Origin of the sequence: Fructobacillus papyrifericola, assembly GCF_018437235.1 — a bacterium.
GTDB lineage: Bacteria > Bacillota > Bacilli > Lactobacillales > Lactobacillaceae > Fructobacillus > Fructobacillus papyrifericola.
In genome coordinates, this window is sequence record NZ_JAAMFJ010000001.1 from 239631 (window position 1) to 257078 (window position 17448).

The window sequence follows — 17448 nt, forward strand, 5'->3', positions numbered from 1 at the left end:
ACACTAGTAGTAACGACGGAGCATCAGAAAGTAAGCGGGGCTGAAAGCTTACCAACCAACGTTATGAACTCGGTTGAAAGCGCGACTGGTGAAGCAAGTAGTCAGTCCGTTATACCGCGTTAAGGTACGGAGGCCGGAAGACTTTTCGGCAAAATGTAGGTGGGACCGCGGTTTCAACCGCCCTACGTTGGCTTTTTTAGGCTGACGTGGGGCTTTTTTATTTAAAAAGGAGCAGACATGGGATACGATCACCAAAATATTGAAAAGAAGTGGCAGCACTACTGGCAGGACAACAAGACTTTTAAAGCCGTCGAAGACGATTCGAAGGATAAGTACTACGTCTTGGACATGTTCCCTTACCCATCCGGGCAGGGCTTGCACGTCGGCCACCCAGAAGGATATACGGCAACGGACATTGTGTCACGCTACAAGCGTGCTCAGGGCAAGAACGTTTTGCACCCAATGGGTTGGGACGCCTTCGGGTTGCCAGCTGAGCAGTACGCTTTGAAGACGGGCCATGATCCAGCAACCTTTACCAACGAAAACATCCAGACCTTTAAGAATCAGATTCAATCGCTTGGTTTTTCTTACGATTGGGACCGTGAAATCAACACGACCGATCCGGAATACTACAAGTGGTCACAGTGGATCTTCGAACAGCTCTACAAGAAGGGCTTGGCCTACGAAGACGAAATGATGGTTAACTGGGCCCCTGACTTTCCAGGCGGTGGTTTGGTCGTCGCTAACGAAGAAGTCATCGACGGTAAGACGGAACGTGGTGGTTACCCCGTTTACCGCAAGCCAATGAAGCAGTGGGTCTTGAAGATTACGGCCTATGCCGACCGCTTGATTGATGACCTGGACGACTTGGATTGGCCAGAAGCCATCAAGGAACAGCAACGTAACTGGATTGGTCGCTCGGTTGGTGCAACGATTCGTTTCGCCATCGAAAATGATCCCGAAGACCAAATCGAGGTCTTCTCAACCCGTGCCGACACGCTCTTTGGTGCTTCCTACATCGTTTTGGCACCCGAACACGACTTGGTCGACAAGATTACGACGGCTGACCAGCGTGAAGTTGTAACGGCCTACCAGAAGCAAATCGCCTTGAAGTCTGATTTGGAACGCACGGACTTGAACAAGGATAAGTCCGGTGTCTTCACTGGTGCCTACGCCATTAACCCGGTTAACGGGGACAAGTTGCCAATCTGGATTGCCGACTACGTTTTGGCCTCATACGGAACCGGTATGGTCATGGGTGTGCCTGCCCACGATCAGCGTGACTGGGACTTTGCCACGAAGTTTGACCTGCCAATCAAGCCAGTCATCGAAGGTGGCGATGTGACCAAGGAAGCCTACACGGGCGAGGGCGTTCACATCAACTCCGTCTTCTTGGACGGCATGAACAAGCAAGAAGCCATCGACAAGATGATCGCCTGGTTGGAAGAACACGATGCCGGCGCTAAGAAAGTCAACTACCGCCTCCGCGATTGGATCTTCTCCCGCCAACGTTACTGGGGTGAACCAATCCCAGTTATCCACTGGGAAGATGGCACGATGTCACTGGTGCCAGAAGAGGAATTGCCACTTCGTTTGCCACGCTTGACCAAGGATGAAATGAAGCCATCCGGTACTGGTGAATCCCCATTGGCCAACGCCAAGGAATGGCTGGAAGTGACCCGTGAAGACGGCGTGAAGGGCCGTCGTGAAACGAACACGATGCCGCAATGGGCCGGTTCTTCCTGGTACTTCTTGCGCTACATGGATCCAAAGAACCCGGATGCCTTGGCAAGTAAGAAGGCCTTGGACTACTGGCAAAACGTCGACCTCTACGTTGGTGGAGCCGAACACGCTGTTTTGCACTTGCTCTACGCCCGTTTCTGGAACAAGGTCCTTTACGACCTTGGCCTGGTACCAAACAAGGAACCGTTCCACAAGTTGGTTAACCAGGGAATGATTCTTGGTGAAAACCACGAAAAGATGTCCAAGTCCAAGGGTAACGTGGTGAACCCAGACGACATCGTCAATGAATACGGGGCCGACACGCTGCGTATTTACGAAATGTTCATGGGTCCATTGACGCAAAACAAGCCATGGTCTGAAGACGGAGTGACGGGTTCACGTCGTTGGTTGGACCGTGTTTGGCGCATGCTGATTAACGAAGACGGAACGGTCACGGACAAGTTGACGGACGGTACGTCAAAGGAGCTGGAAAAGGTTTACAATGAAACGGTCAAGAAGGTGACCGATGACTTGGAAAACCTCCGTTTCAACACGGCCATTTCCCAGTTGATGGTCTTTGTCAACGAGGTCTACAAGCAAGACCAGCGTCCGGCTGCCTACATGGAAGGCTTCGTTCAATTGTTGGCACCATTTGCCCCACACTTGGCCGAAGAACTCTGGTCTAAGTTGACCGGTTCAACGGAATCAATTGCCTACGTTGCCTGGCCAACCTACGATGAAAAGGCCTTGGTTGACGACCAGAAGGAAATTATCTTCCAGGTCAACGGAAAGGTTCGTTCCAAGCAGGTCATGGCTGCCGATGCTTCGAAGGAAGACATGGAAGCAGCCGCCCAGGCCGATGAAAAAGTCCAGAAGTATCTGGATGGCCTGGACATCAAGAAAATCATTGCCATTCCTGGCAAGTTCGTCAACATTGTTGCTAAGTAAAAGACTTGGCCCTTGCTGACTTTAACCGGGTGGTCGAAAAAGACCGCTCGGGTACATAGTTAAAGGGGAGTACCAGCACATGACCCAAAAGGATCCACAACAAGCACACGGACGGGTTAACCAGACCAAAGTCGATGGTCAATACTTGACGGCCGAAGAGCTTTTGGAAAAATTGGAAATCAACTTGCAGCCCAAAAAGGAGAACAAGTGGTTGTCCTTTAAAAGCCGGAAGCAAAAAGAGGCAGACGGCGAAGTCACGCGCCTGATTGCCCGGGCAAAGACGGCAAAGAGGGCCACCGAGGCAAGTGAAAGTGCGAATCCGTCACAAGCAAAGCAGGAACCAGAACACGCAACAACCCGGGCCTTTGATCAACAGAGCCAACGGGCCCACGCCTGGTTCGAGCGGTCGGAAGACAAAGAAGGGCAGGAACCAGAGCAGGCTGAAAGAAGGCCACAGCCAACTGCAGCCCAAAGCACTAACAGCCAGTCCACTAAGGAATCTGCTCGACAAGAAACGAGGGATTTAAGCAACGGAGCGGCAGGAGAGGCAGCAGCCAGCAGCGAATCCTTAGCAGCCTGGCCAATGCCCCGCTTTGACCAAGCCGCAAACGAGGAGTCAGCTGTCGAGCAAGTCGAAGCAGAGGGACTTTCGGCCGAAGAACGAACGGGCCAGTCGGTAGCGCCTTCTAAGGGCAGTGGAGCTGCCAGCACAGACGAGGCTGTGGCCCAAGCGGCCACTTCCGCTTCACAACAGCAACCAAGCGATAATGAAACAACCGGGTCCGCTTCACAAAAGCACTCAAGTGACAACCAAGCCCTGGTTCGTGGCTCCTTCTGGCTGTCCTTAGGAAACATCGTCTCCCGTTTGCTGGGCGCCGCCTTTATCTTGCCATGGCTGGCCATGCTGGGTGCGGCAGCCAACCAGGCCAACGCGCTCTTTTCCCAGGGTTACAACATCTACGGAATCTTGCTGTCGGTGGCGACTTTTGGCTTTCCATCGGCGATATCAAAAGTCATGGCACAGCTAATTGCAAAAGAGGACGAGGACGGCCTCTGGTCTTTGACCAAGCAGTCCCTGCAAATCGGAACGCTGCTGGGTATCGTCTTTGCTGCCTTGCTGTATGTAGCTGCTCCGCTGCTGTCCAACGGCAATGCCAATGTCGTACCCGTCCTACACTCACTGGCTCCGGCCGTGCTGGTCTTCCCGGCCATGTCGATGGTCCGCGGAATCTTCCAGGGCCACCAGCTGATGCACATTTCGGCATTGTCTGAAATCGTTGAGCAGGTCGGCCGCATCATTTACCTTTTGCTGGCCACCTGGGTGGTTTTGGGCCATGATTCAAGCAACTGGACCGGCGCCGTCGTGCAAGCGACTTTCGCCGCCTTCATCGGGGCCCTCTTTGCCATCGCCGTCTTGGCCTATGGCTGGGTCCGCTACCAGAAGCTCCTGCACCCAAGAAAGTCAGTCGAAAACGGTTCCTTGGTTTACCAGAAGAAAGTCAAGACCAAGGCCAACCTACTGTCCTTCTTGAAGCCGGACAAGGCGCAGTCTTTGGTCCTAGACATTTTGAAGGAGTCCTGGCCCTTTGTCATTATCGGGGCCTCGACCAATCTCTTCCTCTTTGTCGACCAGTATTCCTTCTTCCCACTGATGAAGGCTTTCTTTCACACGAATGCCGATAACCTGCAGGTGCAGTTCGCCCTCTTCTCGGCCAATCCGAACAAGCTGGTGATGATTGTCATCTCCTTTGCCACGTCGATTGCCGCAACGGCTCTGCCTATCCTGGCAGCTAAGAAGGCGGCTGGCGAGGGGGTTGCCTTGAAACAGCAGTTGTTGGCGACTTTGCAATTGACGGCACTGGTCTTGCTGCCATCAGCCTTGGGGATGTACGCCATTTCGGATGTTTTGTACAAGTTCTTCTACCCAATCGATAGCACGGCCCAGGCCGGTATTTATCTCTTGCAGTTCTCGGCCTTGCTGACAATTGTCATGGCGCTTTTCATGCTCCTGGCCTTCGTCTTACAAGCACTTTCAGAAGGCAAAGTCGTCATGCGGGCCTTCGGCTACGGCCTCTTAATCAAAGTCGTCAGCCAAGTCCCTTTGATTTTCCTCTTCCAGGGGATGGGGGCGCTGATTGCCACCGGGCTCGGCCTCGGCTGGTCGCTCTACGCCATGCTGGCCTTCTTAGCCAAGCATTACGCCCTGTCATTTCGATCGATGCGGAAGACTTTGCTACTGGCTTATTTGGCTTCGGCTGCCATGGCGATTCTGGCCTACTTCACGGCCAAGTTCTCCGCTTCCTTCCTCCTGTCAGCCAATTCCAAGTTAGGGGCTGGTTTGGCCACCTTCCTGGCCGTCATGGTCGGGGCAGGGGCCTTAGTATACCTTTACAAGCGCTTTGGCTTGCTCCGCCAAGTCCTCAATCGAGGCAGAATTTAAAAAAGCATTTAAAGGACCTCCGGCGTACGTTGAAGGTCCTTTTCTTTGGTTAAAATTCTTCTGCCCGCCCCCTTATAGCCGCTTGCTTTCTGTGTTATGATTGGAATCGTGAACAAAACGCAGGTAAGGAGGTTGTGTAGCATGAAAAAGCAGACTAAAAAGTGGCGGAAGGTTGCGCTGACCGTCATCTTTTTCTTTGTATCCGTGGCCTTGCAGGTTGCTGGACTGAATTACTTCTTGATTCCAAACAACATCTTTTCGGTTGGCCTGAACGGAATCTCCCAGCTGATGTCCCTGTCAGCACACCAATTCTTCGGCTTGAACATTCAAACCGGTGTTTTCTTCCTGCTCTTTAACATTCCAATTGGAATCGTTGGTTTCAAAATGGTCGGGGGCAAGTTTACCATCCTGTCCTTTGTGAACGCGGTGGTGGTTTCCCTTCTCTTGATTTTCCTGCCAACCCAGCCCTTTACGACCCAGCCCTTGCTGGCCTCACTCTTTGGTGGCCTCTTGGTTGGTTCTTCGGTTGGTCTAGCCCTCCGTTATGGTTTTTCAACCGGTGGCTTTGACATCATTGCCCTGATTATTCAAAAGCGAACGGGCAAGTCCATTGGGGCCTTTTCAAACGTGGCTAACGGGATCATTGTCCTGATTGCGGGCTTCTTCATCGGTTGGCAAAACGCCATGTACACCCTGATTGGCATTTATGCGACCGGTCAGGTGATCGACACGCTCTACACGGGTTACCAGAAGGTAACGGCCTTGATTGTCACGTCAAAGGGCGAAGAGGTCATCGACGTCTTGCACCGGGACTTGATTCGGGGCATCACGATTCTGCCTTCATCCGGGGCCTATACCAAGCGTGAGTCGACGACTTTGATGATGGTCTTGTCCCGTTTCGAACTCTTTGAAATGCAAGAGGCCGTCCACTCGGTCGACCCCAAGGCCTTCATTAACCTGCTGTCCACGGTTTCGGTTTCCGGTGAATTCTGGGATGCCGACCGGCAACTCCAAATGAAAAAGTCGATGGGTCCAAAAGCCGTCACCATCGACGCCCAACTGGAAGCCGAGCAGCAGCTGGAAGACCAGTTGGCTCAGCTCCAATTGGAGCAGGACAATTCTGATAAGTAAAGAAAAAGGACCTTTTCAAACGAAAGGTCCTTTTTTATTGATTCAGTTCATAGCAGACAAAGCCGTTAGCAAGGCCTGTCTTTTCAAAGGCGGCCTTTTCGGCCACCCGCTGGCTGGCTTGGTTATTCGGGTCAATCTTTAGGATTAACTTCTGTAAGGCGAGTCGGTCAAAGGCATACTGCTTGATTTCCTCAACCGCCCGACTGACAATTCCCTGGTTTTGATGTTCAACGGATAGCCAGTAGCCGATTTCCGCCGATCGATTGTTTTCGTCAACAGCGTGCAGGTCAAGCATACCGGCCGGTTGCCCAGCAACAATCAAGGTGAAAACGAGCGGTTGGCCATGGTAGAGCTTGGCCTTTTCCTGGTATAAAAAGTCCTTTTCGTCCTTTAAGGATAAATCATTTGCCCAGGGGAGAAAGGTGGCAATGTTCTTCCGACTAGTGGCAATGGCCTGAAAGAGGGGAGCGGCGTACTTGACCTGGACTGGTTTGATTTGGACCAGACCGGCAGGCGACTGGAAGTTTTTCATTTTAAGGACCTCGAGTAATGGTTCAAAGAACAACTTGGTTAATAAAATATTAAAATAAAATGAGAGAAAATGCAAGGGCGGATACCAGTCGGAGAGCCCGGCCTTTTCCCCTTGAATTCCACGGCCCTTCTCTGTATAATTAAGCTTAACAATTCAAGTAAAAACGAACAGATATATCGCTGGAAAATGGCCAGCAGTCTCTACCGCGCCCCAAAAGTCGTGACTATCCGTGAGTGTTTTTGGAAAAGACTTTTTTCAATGGCATTCTGCGGATCTGGTATGAGACTGCGGGATGCCTTTTTCTATGCAGTATCGATTGAGTGAAGGAGAATCATGGCAGCGTTTCAGATGATAAATAAGTTTGTGCCGATGGGCCTGACTTTTGATGATATGGCAATGACTGGTGAAAAGGGACAGGCCGTCGATGCCAGTGCTGTCTCCTTGAAGACGGCCTTGACGCCCAGCTTGCAGCTAAACATTCCATTGCTTTCAGCAGCCATGGACACGGTGACGGAAGCACCCTTTGCCATTGCTCTTGCACAGTTCGGTGGCCTTGGTGTCATCCACAAGAACATGACGATTGCGGCCCAGGCCAAAGAAGTGGCCAAAGTCAAGCAAGCCTCCGTTGATTTGAAAAAGACGCCGATGGCGGCTGTTGATGCGAAGGGACAACTTCTCGTTGCCGGTGCCGTTGGGGTAACCAATGACACGGTTGACCGGGCCAAGGCCATGGTCGAAGCCGGTGTTGATGCCATCATTTTGGATTCGGCTCACGGGCATTCAGAAGGGGTCTTGCGCAAGGTTTCGGAAGTGCGCGCTGCCTTCCCAGAATTAAACATTATTGCTGGAAACATCGCTACAGAATCCGGTGCAGCGGCCCTCTACGATGCCGGTGCCGACGTGGTCAAGATCGGAATCGGACCCGGTTCCATCTGTACGACCCGTGTCGTGGCTGGAATCGGTGTGCCACAGCTTTCGGCCATTCGTGATGCCGCCAAGGAAGCCAAGCGCCGTGGCAAGGCCATCATCGCCGATGGTGGGGCCAAGACGGCTAACGATATCTTGAAGGCAATTGCCATGGGCGGAAACGCCGTTATGCTCGGTTCCATGTTCTCCGGAACAAAGGAAACGCCTGGTGAAGTCTTCGAGGAAAACGGTCAGCAATTCAAGTTCTACCGTGGCATGGGGTCCATCGCTGCCATGGAAAACGGTTCAAAGGACCGTTACTTCCAGGGTGAGGTGAACGAAGCCAAGAAGATGGTACCCGAAGGGATTGAAGCCCGGGTTGCCTACAAGGGTGAACTGAAGGATGTCTTGTTGCCAATTTTGGACCACCTGAAAAACGGTTTGGCCAAGATGGGGGCCAAGACAATTCAAGAAGCGATTACCCATGATTCTTCAATTGAGAAGACGACCAAGACCTACGATTACCAGGCTGGCTTGATGGCAAACGCTGCTGACTTGGCCGACCATGGTCTGGGTTATGATGAAACACTCTTGGTACCAGCAGCTTCCAACGTCTTGCCGCACAAGGTTGCACTTGAAACGAAGATTGCGCAGTTAACACTGTCTAATCCCTTGTTGGCCAGTGACCTGACTGATGGCAAGGCCGAAGAAGTCGCCACGGCCATGAGCCAGTCCGGTGGCTTGGGCATCGTGCCCGCCATGGAATTGGTTGAAGACCAAGTCGAGGTCATTAAGGCCATCCGGGCCACCGACGGTGTTAAGCTCTTGGCTGCCGAAGTCTGGCTAACGGCTGACCACAACGAACGGGTCGAGACTTTGGCAAATGAAGCCATTGACGCTGTCGTACTTTACATGCCTGCCGCCTTTGACCAAAGTACTCTGGCTGATGTGAAGGCAACCAAGGCCCTGATCGGGGATAAGGCCCTGATCATTGGAACGGTGGAAGATCCTGCCGTTGCTAAGGAATTGGCCAAAGCCGGTGCCGACGCCGTCATTGCCGGTCGGGCCATTGATTCCAAGAAGGCCGACGACGCCCACTACCGATTCTTGACGACGGTCATGACTTTGGCCGAAGCCTTGGCGGATAGTCAGACGGCCGTAATTGCGCAAGGTGGAATCCACTATTCCGGTGACGTGGTCAAGGCGATTGCCGGTGGGGCCGATGCCGTCATGGTTTCTGACTACTTGGTCAACGAAGCCGTGCCAGCCGACGCCATCTTCCAAATCGATGGTGGCCTGCGCGCTGGAATGGGTTACACGGGTTCACACGATGTGGCTCAGTTGAAGCAGGAGGCCCAATTCGTTCAAATCACGGATAACGGTTTGAAAGAATCCCACCCACACGATGTGGAGATTACGAAAAAAGCACCGAACTACGTTGAACAGGAAAGAGATTAAAGATGGCCATTTCAAATGACAAAATCTTAGTGCTGGACTACGGTTCTCAGTACAACCAACTCATTACCCGCCGCGTCCGCGAACTCGGTGTCTATTCCGAACTGAAGTCAAACAAGATGACAGTTGAGGAAATCAAGGAATACAATCCAAAGGGCATTATCCTTTCCGGTGGTCCCAAGTCCGTCTACGATGAAGACGCCTTTACCATCGATCCAGAAATCTTCGAACTGGGCATCCCAGTCTTGGGTGTTTGTTACGGCATGCAATTGATTGCCTGGCACTTGGGCGGAAAAGTCGAAGCCAACCCAGGCAACGGGGAATTCGGTCAGACCGAAATCACCTTGACGGCCCCATCCAAGCTCTTTGCTGGCACGCCTGAAAAGCAAATCGTCTTGATGTCCCACTCGGACAACGTGACGAAGTTGCCAGAAGGCTTCAAGGTGGCCGCTGCTTCCGAGAAGACGCCAATCGCTGCCATTGCAAACGATGAAGCCGGTATCTACGGGGTGCAGTTCCACTCCGAAACGACTTTGTCAGAGCACGGGAAGGAAATCATCAAGAACTTCGTGATGAACGTGGCTGGTGCCAAGGCAACTTGGTCAATGGCTGAATTCATCGATGAACAAGTGGCCAAGATTCGTGCCGAAGTCGGCGACAAGAAGGTCCTCCTCGGTTTGTCCGGTGGTGTTGATTCATCCGTTGTTGGTGTGCTTTTGCAAAAGGCCATTGGCGACCAGCTGACTTGTATCTTTGTTGACCACGGCTTGCTTCGTAAGAACGAGGCCAACCAGGTTATGGAAATGCTCGGTGGTAAGTTCGGCTTGAACATTATCAAAGTCGACGCCCAAGAACGCTTCTTGTCCAAGCTTGACGGCATTACCGATCCCGAACAGAAGCGTAAGATTATTGGAAACGAATTTATCGAAGTCTTCAATGATGAAGCAACCAAGTTGAAGGGCATTGATTACCTGGCACAGGGAACGCTCTACACCGACGTTATCGAATCTGGAACGGAAACGGCCCAGACAATCAAGTCCCACCACAACGTGGGTGGCTTGCCTGAAGACATGCAGTTCAAGTTGATTGAACCATTGAACACGCTCTTCAAAGACGAAGTGCGTGAACTGGGTGAACAGCTCAACATGGACCACGAATTGGTTTGGCGTCAACCATTCCCAGGCCCTGGTTTGGGGATCCGTGTCATGGGTGCCATCACCGAAGACCGTTTGGAAATCGTTCGCGAATCCGACTGGATTCTCCGTGACGAAGTGGCCAAGGCCGGTCTCGAAGATGATGTCTGGCAGTACTTCACGGTCTTGACCAATAACAAGTCCGTTGGGGTCATGGGTGACTTCCGTACTTACGAGTACACGATTGCCATCCGTGCTATCACCTCAATCGATGGCATGACGGCCGACTTTGCCCGTCTGCCATGGGACCTTTTGCAAAAGGTTTCCTCACGAATCGTTAACGAAGTGGACCATATCAACCGCGTCGTCTACGATATTACGGCTAAGCCACCAGCAACGGTGGAGTGGGAATAAAGCCCCACAACTGAGAGAGAAGACAAAAAACGCACACCTTCCAAAAGGATGCGTTTTTTATGTGCCATTGGAAAAGTCGATAAGTAGGGCCTTGGTACTCCGCCCCTCACTAATTTAGAAACATTCCAGAAATTTAGAATAATTTTGTGAAACATCACGTAATGAACGCGCTATAATAGAAACGTAGAGAAATCCTAACCAACTGTTTGTATCTACGCCTTAAGCAGACGCCCATACAAAACACTGGCTAAGAACGGTGACTTGCAACCGCAATCCCTTTCTTGGCTTTTTTGGTTGATTAATTTGGAGTATTTGGGGGATCTTCGACATGAAGAAGAACGGAACATTAAAAGAACATTTTAAAATGTACAAGGCCGGTAAAGTCTGGCTCTTTGCTGCAGTAATCGGTTTGACACTCGGGGCTGGTGCCCAAAGCGTCTCCGGCCTGATGACCTTACCAGGCTTCCCAACCGCTATTAAGGCATCGGCGGATGACGGAACCCGTCCATACTGGTTCGGTCAGAATGTTGATTACTTTAAGCACTATAACGAAACACCTGATAAGACAACGGTTCCCGAGAGCACCCAAGATGCTTGGCAAGCTGGTAAAACCGCTAATGAAATTGCTAGTTTAAAGAGTGATTCCCAATTTACCTATGATTCGTTGACTTACGATCAATCAACAGGTAAGTTCACGATGTCCTTAACCTTTAAAGTACCAACATTGGCAACCAATGGTGCTTCGCGGTCATCGTACTTTGATTTGGCCTTTTCACAGTCACTGACCTCAAAGATTAAGAGTACGCCAAGCTTTACGGCAGCTTCTGGTAGTCATGCGGACTTGAATTTTACCAATAATGTTTACAGTAACAGCTTTAACGCGGGTTCAACAGTTGGTGGAACTTCGAAGATGTCACTGGTTATCGATCCTGTTAAGATTACTTCTAGTGATCAAATTACTGGAATGTTCTCGTCGGATACTGGAACTACTGGTTATCACCCGATTTTCTCAGTTGTCCGTACTTTAGGTTACAACGACTTTGGTAATGCCTTTAACACACAGTTGTTGAATCAATTGAAGATCAATTCAAACGGTAAAATTGATAACCTGAACCACTTGAATGATGATCAAAAGAATGATTTCCACAATCAGATTAATAACGAAAACACCAACAATGACTTCGTTAACGATTTGGATAACATTGATAAAAAGGCGGCAGATGCAGATAGCAACGCCGCTGGTTTGGTGACTGCAAAGACGGCTGCCAAAGCCGCAGTTGATCAGGCTGCAACCAATGCCAAGGCAAAAATTGATGGGATGAGCGGCCTTACTGACGATCAGAAGAAAGCCGCGAAGGCTAAGATTGATGCCGATGACGCTGCGGCCGATAAGAACATCGATAATGCCACTGACACGGATGGTATTAACAACGCCCAGACAAACGGCATCAACCAAATCAACAGTGATGCCGACAATGCACAAGCTAAAGCTGACGCAAAGTCTGCAATCGATTCTGCCGCCACTGATGCCAAAAACACGATTGATAACACGCCTGGACTGTCTGATACGGATAAGACCAATGCGAAAAATAAAGTCGATCAAGACGAGCAAACGCTAAGACTAACATTGATAACGCCACTGACAGTAAGGGAATCGATGATGCGAAGACGGCGGGTATCGCTGCCATTAAAAAGGACGCCGATGATGCCGCTGGCCAGGGTGAAGCAAAGACCAATGCCAAGAAGGCCATTGATCAGGCTGCAACCGATGCCAAAAACAAGATTGATGCGCTAAACAATTTGACGCCCGACCAAAAGTCAGCCGCCAAAGCCAAAATTGATGCTGACGCTGACGCTGCCAAGAAGAATGTCGACAATGCGACCGACACAGACGGCATCAACAAGGCCCAAACCGATGGGACGAACACAATCGATAACGATGTCAAGGGTTCGACTTTAGATGATGACAAGGCCGGTGCAAAGAATGACATTGACAAGGCTGCAACCGACGCCAAGAACAAGGTTGATGGTTTGAGTAACCTGACTCCTGCTCAAAAACAGGCCGCTAAGGATAAAATCGATCAAGATGCCACCGCTGCGAAGACGAACATCGACAATGCCACTGATTCCAACGGTGTGGATAAGGCGAAAAGTGACGGAATTGACGCCATCAACAAGGACATTGCCGACAACAACGACGCCAACAACATCAACGGTGCCAAGAGTGATGCCAAAGCCAACATCGACAAAGCCGCAACCGACGCTAAGAACAAGATTGATGGCCTCAACAATTTGACGCCCGACCAAAAGTCAGCCGCCAAAGCCAAAATCGATGCTGACGCTGACGCCGCCAAGAAGAACGTGGACAACGCCACCGATACTAACGGCGTGAACAATGCCACAAACGATGGCACCAACAACATCAACAATGATGTTAACGGGGCCTCACTTGATAACGACAAGGCTGGTGCCAAGAACAACATCGATAACGCCGCAACCGACGCCAAGAACAAGATTGACGCCCTCAACAATTTGACGCCTGACCAAAAGTCAGCCGCCAAAGCCAAAATCGATGCTGACGCTGACGCAGCCAAGAAGAATGTCGACAGCGCCACCGATACTAACGGTGTGAACAATGCCACGAACGATGGCACCAACAACATCAACAATGACGTCAAGGGATCGACCCTCGACGACGACAAGGCCGGTGCCAAGAAGGCCATCGATGACGCAGCCAACAAAGCCAACTCAGATATCGATAACTCCGACATGCCAGATGCTGACAAGACAGCTAAGAAGGCCAAAGTCGCCCAAGACGCCAGCGATGCTAAGAAGGCCATCGACGACAGTGACAATAGCGACGATGTGAACAAGAACCAAACCGACGGTGTTAATAAGATCAAAAGCGATTCCGACGACACACCATCCGATGCCGAAAAGAACAAGGCAAAGCAGGCCATTGACGATGCAGCCAACGATGCTAAGAAAAAGATCGATGGTTTGAACAACTTGACCCCTGACGAAAAAGCCAAGGCAAAGGCCAAGATTGATGCCGATGCTGCCAAGGCCAAGGCAGGTGTCGACAATGCCAAGACGCCAACTGACATGAACAAGTCCCAGGACGATGGCACCAACGACATCAACAATGACATAAAAGACGGTGTCAAAAACGACATCGACAACAACGCCAAGAATGCCATTGATAAAGTCAACAACATGAGCAACCTGACGCCCGATGAAAAGCAAAAGGCCATCGATAAGATCAAGGCCGATGCCGACAAGGCCAAGGGCGATGTTGACAATAGTTCCAACGGCGATGACGCAGTCAAAGCTGGCGGCAACGGTAACAACAATGTCTTTGACGATACCAAGGACGCCGGTCACAAGGACATCGACAACGCCGTCACCAACGGCATTAACAAGATCAATAACATGAACAACCTGACTCCAGCCGAAAAGCAAGCTGCCATCGATAAGCTCAAGGCCGATGGAAAGGCTGCCTCGGACGACTTGGACAAGAGTGGTTCGCTCTCTGATATCACCAATGCACTGATCACTGGCGATGCCAAGTTGAAGGTGGACATTAAGGACAACCAGACGACCAACGACGATCGTCATACTGCCGCCACTCCAGCTGCCAAAGTTGCTGCGCTCACAGCGCCAGTCATGGCCAAGGCAGCCGCAATGCCTCACACAGCTGAAGAAATGCTGCAGAACGCTTGGGCCCAAGCACTGGTCCTCGTCGCAGCCATCCTTTCCATGGCCGCTACGGTCTGGACAAAGATCACCAAGAAGGAAAACTAATTCTTTCTATGCAAAAAGACCAACCGCAAGGTTGGCCTTTTTTGTTCATAAAAAAAGTCAGTGCTGGTCGCTGAACCACACTGACTAGAAAGCAAAGCCCGCCGTTTTCGAGGGAGGATTGGTGTGTTAAACGCTAAGTGCTGATGGAAGCAGGTTAGCAGACGGTAAGGCCCCAAAGAACGGCGCGGGTTGCTTACTCGCTCAGTATAACAGGATTTCAAGCAGCAACTCATGAAGGTTCGGAATATGCAAAGGGGAAGGGGGTGGCAGTTGCCCAAAAACCGCGCGCAAACACCAACCAATCGACCAGAAATCACCTCCCACCATTCACCAATTCGCACAAGCCTATCACCTTCAAAAGCCGGCACAACAGTGCTAAAAAAGTCCTTTCACATACTTGACCATGGCTCTTGATAGGACTATTCTTTAATCGAAGGGGGGAATTACTCCATGACACAATTTATCAAAGCACATCTTAGTCGCAAGCGCGAATGCTTCATCGTTGGCTTCTTCATCGCCATCGTTGTCGTGATTACCGTCGGCTTCGTTCTCGGTCAGCAAAACGGCCACGTCGCTTCCGACGTCGCCGTCGACCACTCCGTTACCTCACACAAGACTTCGCACATCGAAGCCACCAGCTCCATGGTCGCCAAAGCAAACGGTGACCAGAACAACAAGGGTGAGGGTTAAAACTTAATCAATCAATAAAAGACGAACCGATGTGGTTCGTCTTTTTATATTACCCACATAAACACACGACCCACAGCACCTACACCCAAAGCGCCATCCACTAAAGGCAGTGGTATACTGACCTTAGGAACTACTGGTTAGCAACCAACAGTAGACAAGAGAGGCGTTTTCATGATGCACGATCAAGAAAGAAAGGACTGGAACCAGATGGCCCACAGAGGCCCCTTATCAGCCGTTAAGTGGCTGAAACGAGGCTGTGCACTGGCATTCGCGACAGATATTGCTATTCTAACGGGTCTTGCCTTAGGCTTTGGACCGGGTAGTCAAGCCTTGCAACAGCCCACTTCTGCTGCCACCATTAACCACGAGCAGGCAACGCGTTCGCTCTCTACTGCGGACAGTGAAACGCTCAACCAAAATACTGGGGTCGAACCCACAACTTTACCAAATGGTACCTACGACCTGAATCATACCGGTGGACTGAATCAAAAGCTCTTTACCATTACGGTTAGAGCACAGCTAAACATCCGTGTCGACGGCCAAGTGGTCGATACACGGACCGATTACGCCTCCTTCCACCGTACCTTTAGTGTGCAGGATGGGGTGGGGACCTGGTCAACTTATCAAAAGCAGCCGGATTACTATGGGGTGTCGACTGACTACGCCAACGGAACCGATGACAATGCCAATTCAGCAGAATTCCTGATCTTAAATCAGACCAATTACTGGAACGGGGGCATGTTTCCTGGAATTCCGAACTACAGTACCAAGGACTTCTTGGATGAACGCCTGACCAAGGATCGGGTTCGCTTTGTCTCAAACACGCAGTGGACGGGGGATGCCTTGACCTCTTCCTATGTGGACTACAATGAATTCTCCTTGGTCGATCCGGCTAATCCGCGAACGGATATCTACGGGACGAACGGGGCGCCATTGGCAAACTTCCACTCGGCCGATGGCAAGACTTGGTATAGCGATGCAAATCATGATTTGACCCATCTGACCTTCAACGTCGACTTTGCTGGAAAAACGTCAACTACGTCGACTACCAAAGTGCATACCCGCAAAATCCACTACCAATTGGCAGACGGCCAATCCATCGCTTCTTTACCAGACCAAATCAGCCAAGTAAAGGTGGAAGACCAAAAGACAACCAATCTCTGGTCAAACCAAGTGATTGATGAACACAGCAGCATCGCAGCCGACTCGCCAGAAAAATCTTGGTCGGCAGTCGTGCCCGCCCAAACACTCGACAATGGTCGCTATGTCTTAGACCGAGTGATTGATACTAATGGGCATGAAGTTTCCAATGATGCCATTCCAAGTAAAAATAGCTTCACCGATCAGATGGGGGATGCCAATTACACCGTCATCTACCGAAAGGCGAGTGACCCAATCAGACCCGCATCACCTAAGGGGCCAAAACATCTGAAGCTGCCCACCACTGGTCAGCAAGATAATATAAGAGCTAAGACAGCCCTCAGTCGGAAAACTCGCCATGCCTTGGTTCTACCAGAAACGGCAAAGGTTGGCGGTGTATGGAAGACCGCCCTTTCACCTTTGGCCCTTGGTCTAGCATTGGTCGGCTCTGCTTATCTGATTTAAAAAAAGATTGATAAACATTAGTGCTTTATATCTTGAAAAAACTAATGATGTTCTTGACATCTGCTTTCATAGAGTTATTCTAAATTTGAAAGGGAGGCGGAACATGCCTGAGAATAGTGCATCTGTTGATCGAGAAACGCAATTTTCAAAGAAGGATACCCATCCAAAGGGTAAGAAGTGGATATGGTCGGTTGTTGCCATTGTATTGGTGGTTGCAATTGGAGTTGGCGTTGGTTTCAAAATCCATTATGATCAGACTCACTTGTCGGGTGCTTATAGCAATGCCAATGCTGGAACAACGTTGAAGTTTTCTGGTGACCGGTATTCGGTATCGAGCACTGTAACGAAAACAACTGAATTCTCCGGAAAGTATTTCATTAAAGACGGACTCTTAGTCCTTTCTTACACGAAGGGCTCGAAGGTTGCTAAGGAAGCTGGAACGCGTGGTGTTGCTGTTGATCTCAGTGACAACCACAAAACCATCACGATTCAAGGTTCTGATTACAAAAAATAAGATAGTCAAACGATAAAAAGAACCTTGGTTCTGACAAATACCCCGAAAGTTATCATCACTTTCGGGGTATTTTTATTTTCTTTTTTATTATTGACCGAATCAAACTGGTCGTCGTTATTGTGGTTAAAGACACCATTCTGAAACATTTGAAAAA

11 protein-coding genes, 1 pseudogene and 1 riboswitch are annotated in these 17448 nt (G+C 50.5%); of the genes and pseudogenes, 11 read left to right on the plus strand and 1 reads right to left on the minus strand.

Annotated elements, in window-relative coordinates:
• The first annotated feature begins 237 nt into the window (after positions 1 to 237).
• The 3 genes from leuS to G6R28_RS01135 all read left to right on the plus strand — a co-directional run bounded on the left by leuS (position 238) and on the right by G6R28_RS01135 (position 6241).
• Complete coding sequence (gene leuS, locus G6R28_RS01125) at positions 238 to 2670, plus strand: leucine--tRNA ligase (protein ID WP_213792406.1); 2433 nt, start codon at positions 238 to 240, stop codon at positions 2668 to 2670.
• A gap of 79 nt (positions 2671 to 2749) precedes the next feature.
• Positions 2750 to 5110, plus strand: coding sequence for an oligosaccharide flippase family protein (locus G6R28_RS01130; RefSeq protein ID WP_238479215.1), 2361 nt, complete (start codon positions 2750 to 2752; stop codon positions 5108 to 5110).
• Positions 5111 to 5251: 141 nt separating this feature from the next.
• Complete coding sequence (locus G6R28_RS01135; RefSeq protein ID WP_213792407.1) at positions 5252 to 6241, plus strand: YitT family protein; 990 nt, start codon at positions 5252 to 5254, stop codon at positions 6239 to 6241.
• A gap of 34 nt (positions 6242 to 6275) precedes the next feature.
• Here the strand turns inward: G6R28_RS01135 and G6R28_RS01140 are convergent, their stop codons facing one another.
• Positions 6276 to 6773 (minus strand): GNAT family N-acetyltransferase, encoded by a 498-nt coding sequence (locus G6R28_RS01140; protein ID WP_213792408.1) that lies wholly within the window; start codon positions 6771 to 6773, stop codon positions 6276 to 6278.
• A 149-nt stretch (positions 6774 to 6922) separates the two neighbouring features.
• Positions 6923 to 7019, plus strand: a riboswitch (purine riboswitch).
• Between the two features lie 87 nt (positions 7020 to 7106).
• Here G6R28_RS01140 and guaB point away from each other — a divergent pair.
• The 8 genes and pseudogenes from guaB to G6R28_RS01175 form a co-directional block, all read left to right on the plus strand.
• Positions 7107 to 8210 (plus strand): annotated as a pseudogene (guaB, locus tag G6R28_RS06530) (IMP dehydrogenase); the annotation flags it as partial.
• 6 nt (positions 8211 to 8216) lie between these two features.
• The gene (locus G6R28_RS06535) at positions 8217 to 9137 is read left to right on the plus strand and encodes an IMP dehydrogenase (protein ID WP_238479281.1); all 921 of its coding nucleotides are present in this window, start codon (positions 8217 to 8219) and stop codon (positions 9135 to 9137) included.
• A gap of 2 nt (positions 9138 to 9139) precedes the next feature.
• Positions 9140 to 10681, plus strand: coding sequence for a glutamine-hydrolyzing GMP synthase (gene guaA, locus G6R28_RS01150; protein WP_213792410.1), 1542 nt, complete (start codon positions 9140 to 9142; stop codon positions 10679 to 10681).
• A 328-nt stretch (positions 10682 to 11009) separates the two neighbouring features.
• Entirely contained in the window at positions 11010 to 12476 is a 1467-nt protein-coding gene (locus G6R28_RS01155) for a DUF1542 domain-containing protein (RefSeq protein WP_213792411.1), read from the plus strand.
• Entirely contained in the window at positions 12464 to 14485 is a 2022-nt protein-coding gene (locus tag G6R28_RS06610; protein ID WP_338017256.1) for a DUF1542 domain-containing protein, read from the plus strand. The genes G6R28_RS01155 and G6R28_RS06610 overlap by 13 nt, the downstream gene beginning before the upstream one ends.
• Before the next feature lie 450 nt (positions 14486 to 14935).
• A complete protein-coding gene (locus G6R28_RS01165; protein WP_213792413.1) occupies positions 14936 to 15175 on the plus strand; it encodes a hypothetical protein in 240 nt (79 codons plus the stop codon).
• 171 nt (positions 15176 to 15346) lie between these two features.
• Positions 15347 to 16780 (plus strand): hypothetical protein, encoded by a 1434-nt coding sequence (locus G6R28_RS01170; protein WP_213792414.1) that lies wholly within the window; start codon positions 15347 to 15349, stop codon positions 16778 to 16780.
• A gap of 103 nt (positions 16781 to 16883) precedes the next feature.
• Complete coding sequence (locus tag G6R28_RS01175) at positions 16884 to 17294, plus strand: hypothetical protein (RefSeq protein ID WP_213792415.1); 411 nt, start codon at positions 16884 to 16886, stop codon at positions 17292 to 17294.
• Positions 17295 to 17448: the final 154 nt, after the last annotated feature.

Coding starts and splice junctions, on each gene's coding strand:
- G6R28_RS01130 (WP_238479215.1), top strand. CDS start 2,750: ATGACCCAAAAGGATCCACAACAAGCACACGGACGGGTTAACCAGACC.
- G6R28_RS01135 (WP_213792407.1), top strand. CDS start 5,252: ATGAAAAAGCAGACTAAAAAGTGGCGGAAGGTTGCGCTGACCGTCATC.
- G6R28_RS01140 (WP_213792408.1), bottom strand. CDS start 6,773: ATGAAAAACTTCCAGTCGCCTGCCGGTCTGGTCCAAATCAAACCAGTC.
- G6R28_RS01155 (WP_213792411.1), top strand. CDS start 11,010: ATGAAGAAGAACGGAACATTAAAAGAACATTTTAAAATGTACAAGGCC.
- G6R28_RS01170 (WP_213792414.1), top strand. CDS start 15,347: ATGATGCACGATCAAGAAAGAAAGGACTGGAACCAGATGGCCCACAGA.
- G6R28_RS01175 (WP_213792415.1), top strand. CDS start 16,884: ATGCCTGAGAATAGTGCATCTGTTGATCGAGAAACGCAATTTTCAAAG.
- leuS (WP_213792406.1), top strand. CDS start 238: ATGGGATACGATCACCAAAATATTGAAAAGAAGTGGCAGCACTACTGG.
- G6R28_RS06535 (WP_238479281.1), top strand. CDS start 8,217: ATGGCAAACGCTGCTGACTTGGCCGACCATGGTCTGGGTTATGATGAA.
- G6R28_RS01165 (WP_213792413.1), top strand. CDS start 14,936: ATGACACAATTTATCAAAGCACATCTTAGTCGCAAGCGCGAATGCTTC.
- guaA (WP_213792410.1), top strand. CDS start 9,140: ATGGCCATTTCAAATGACAAAATCTTAGTGCTGGACTACGGTTCTCAG.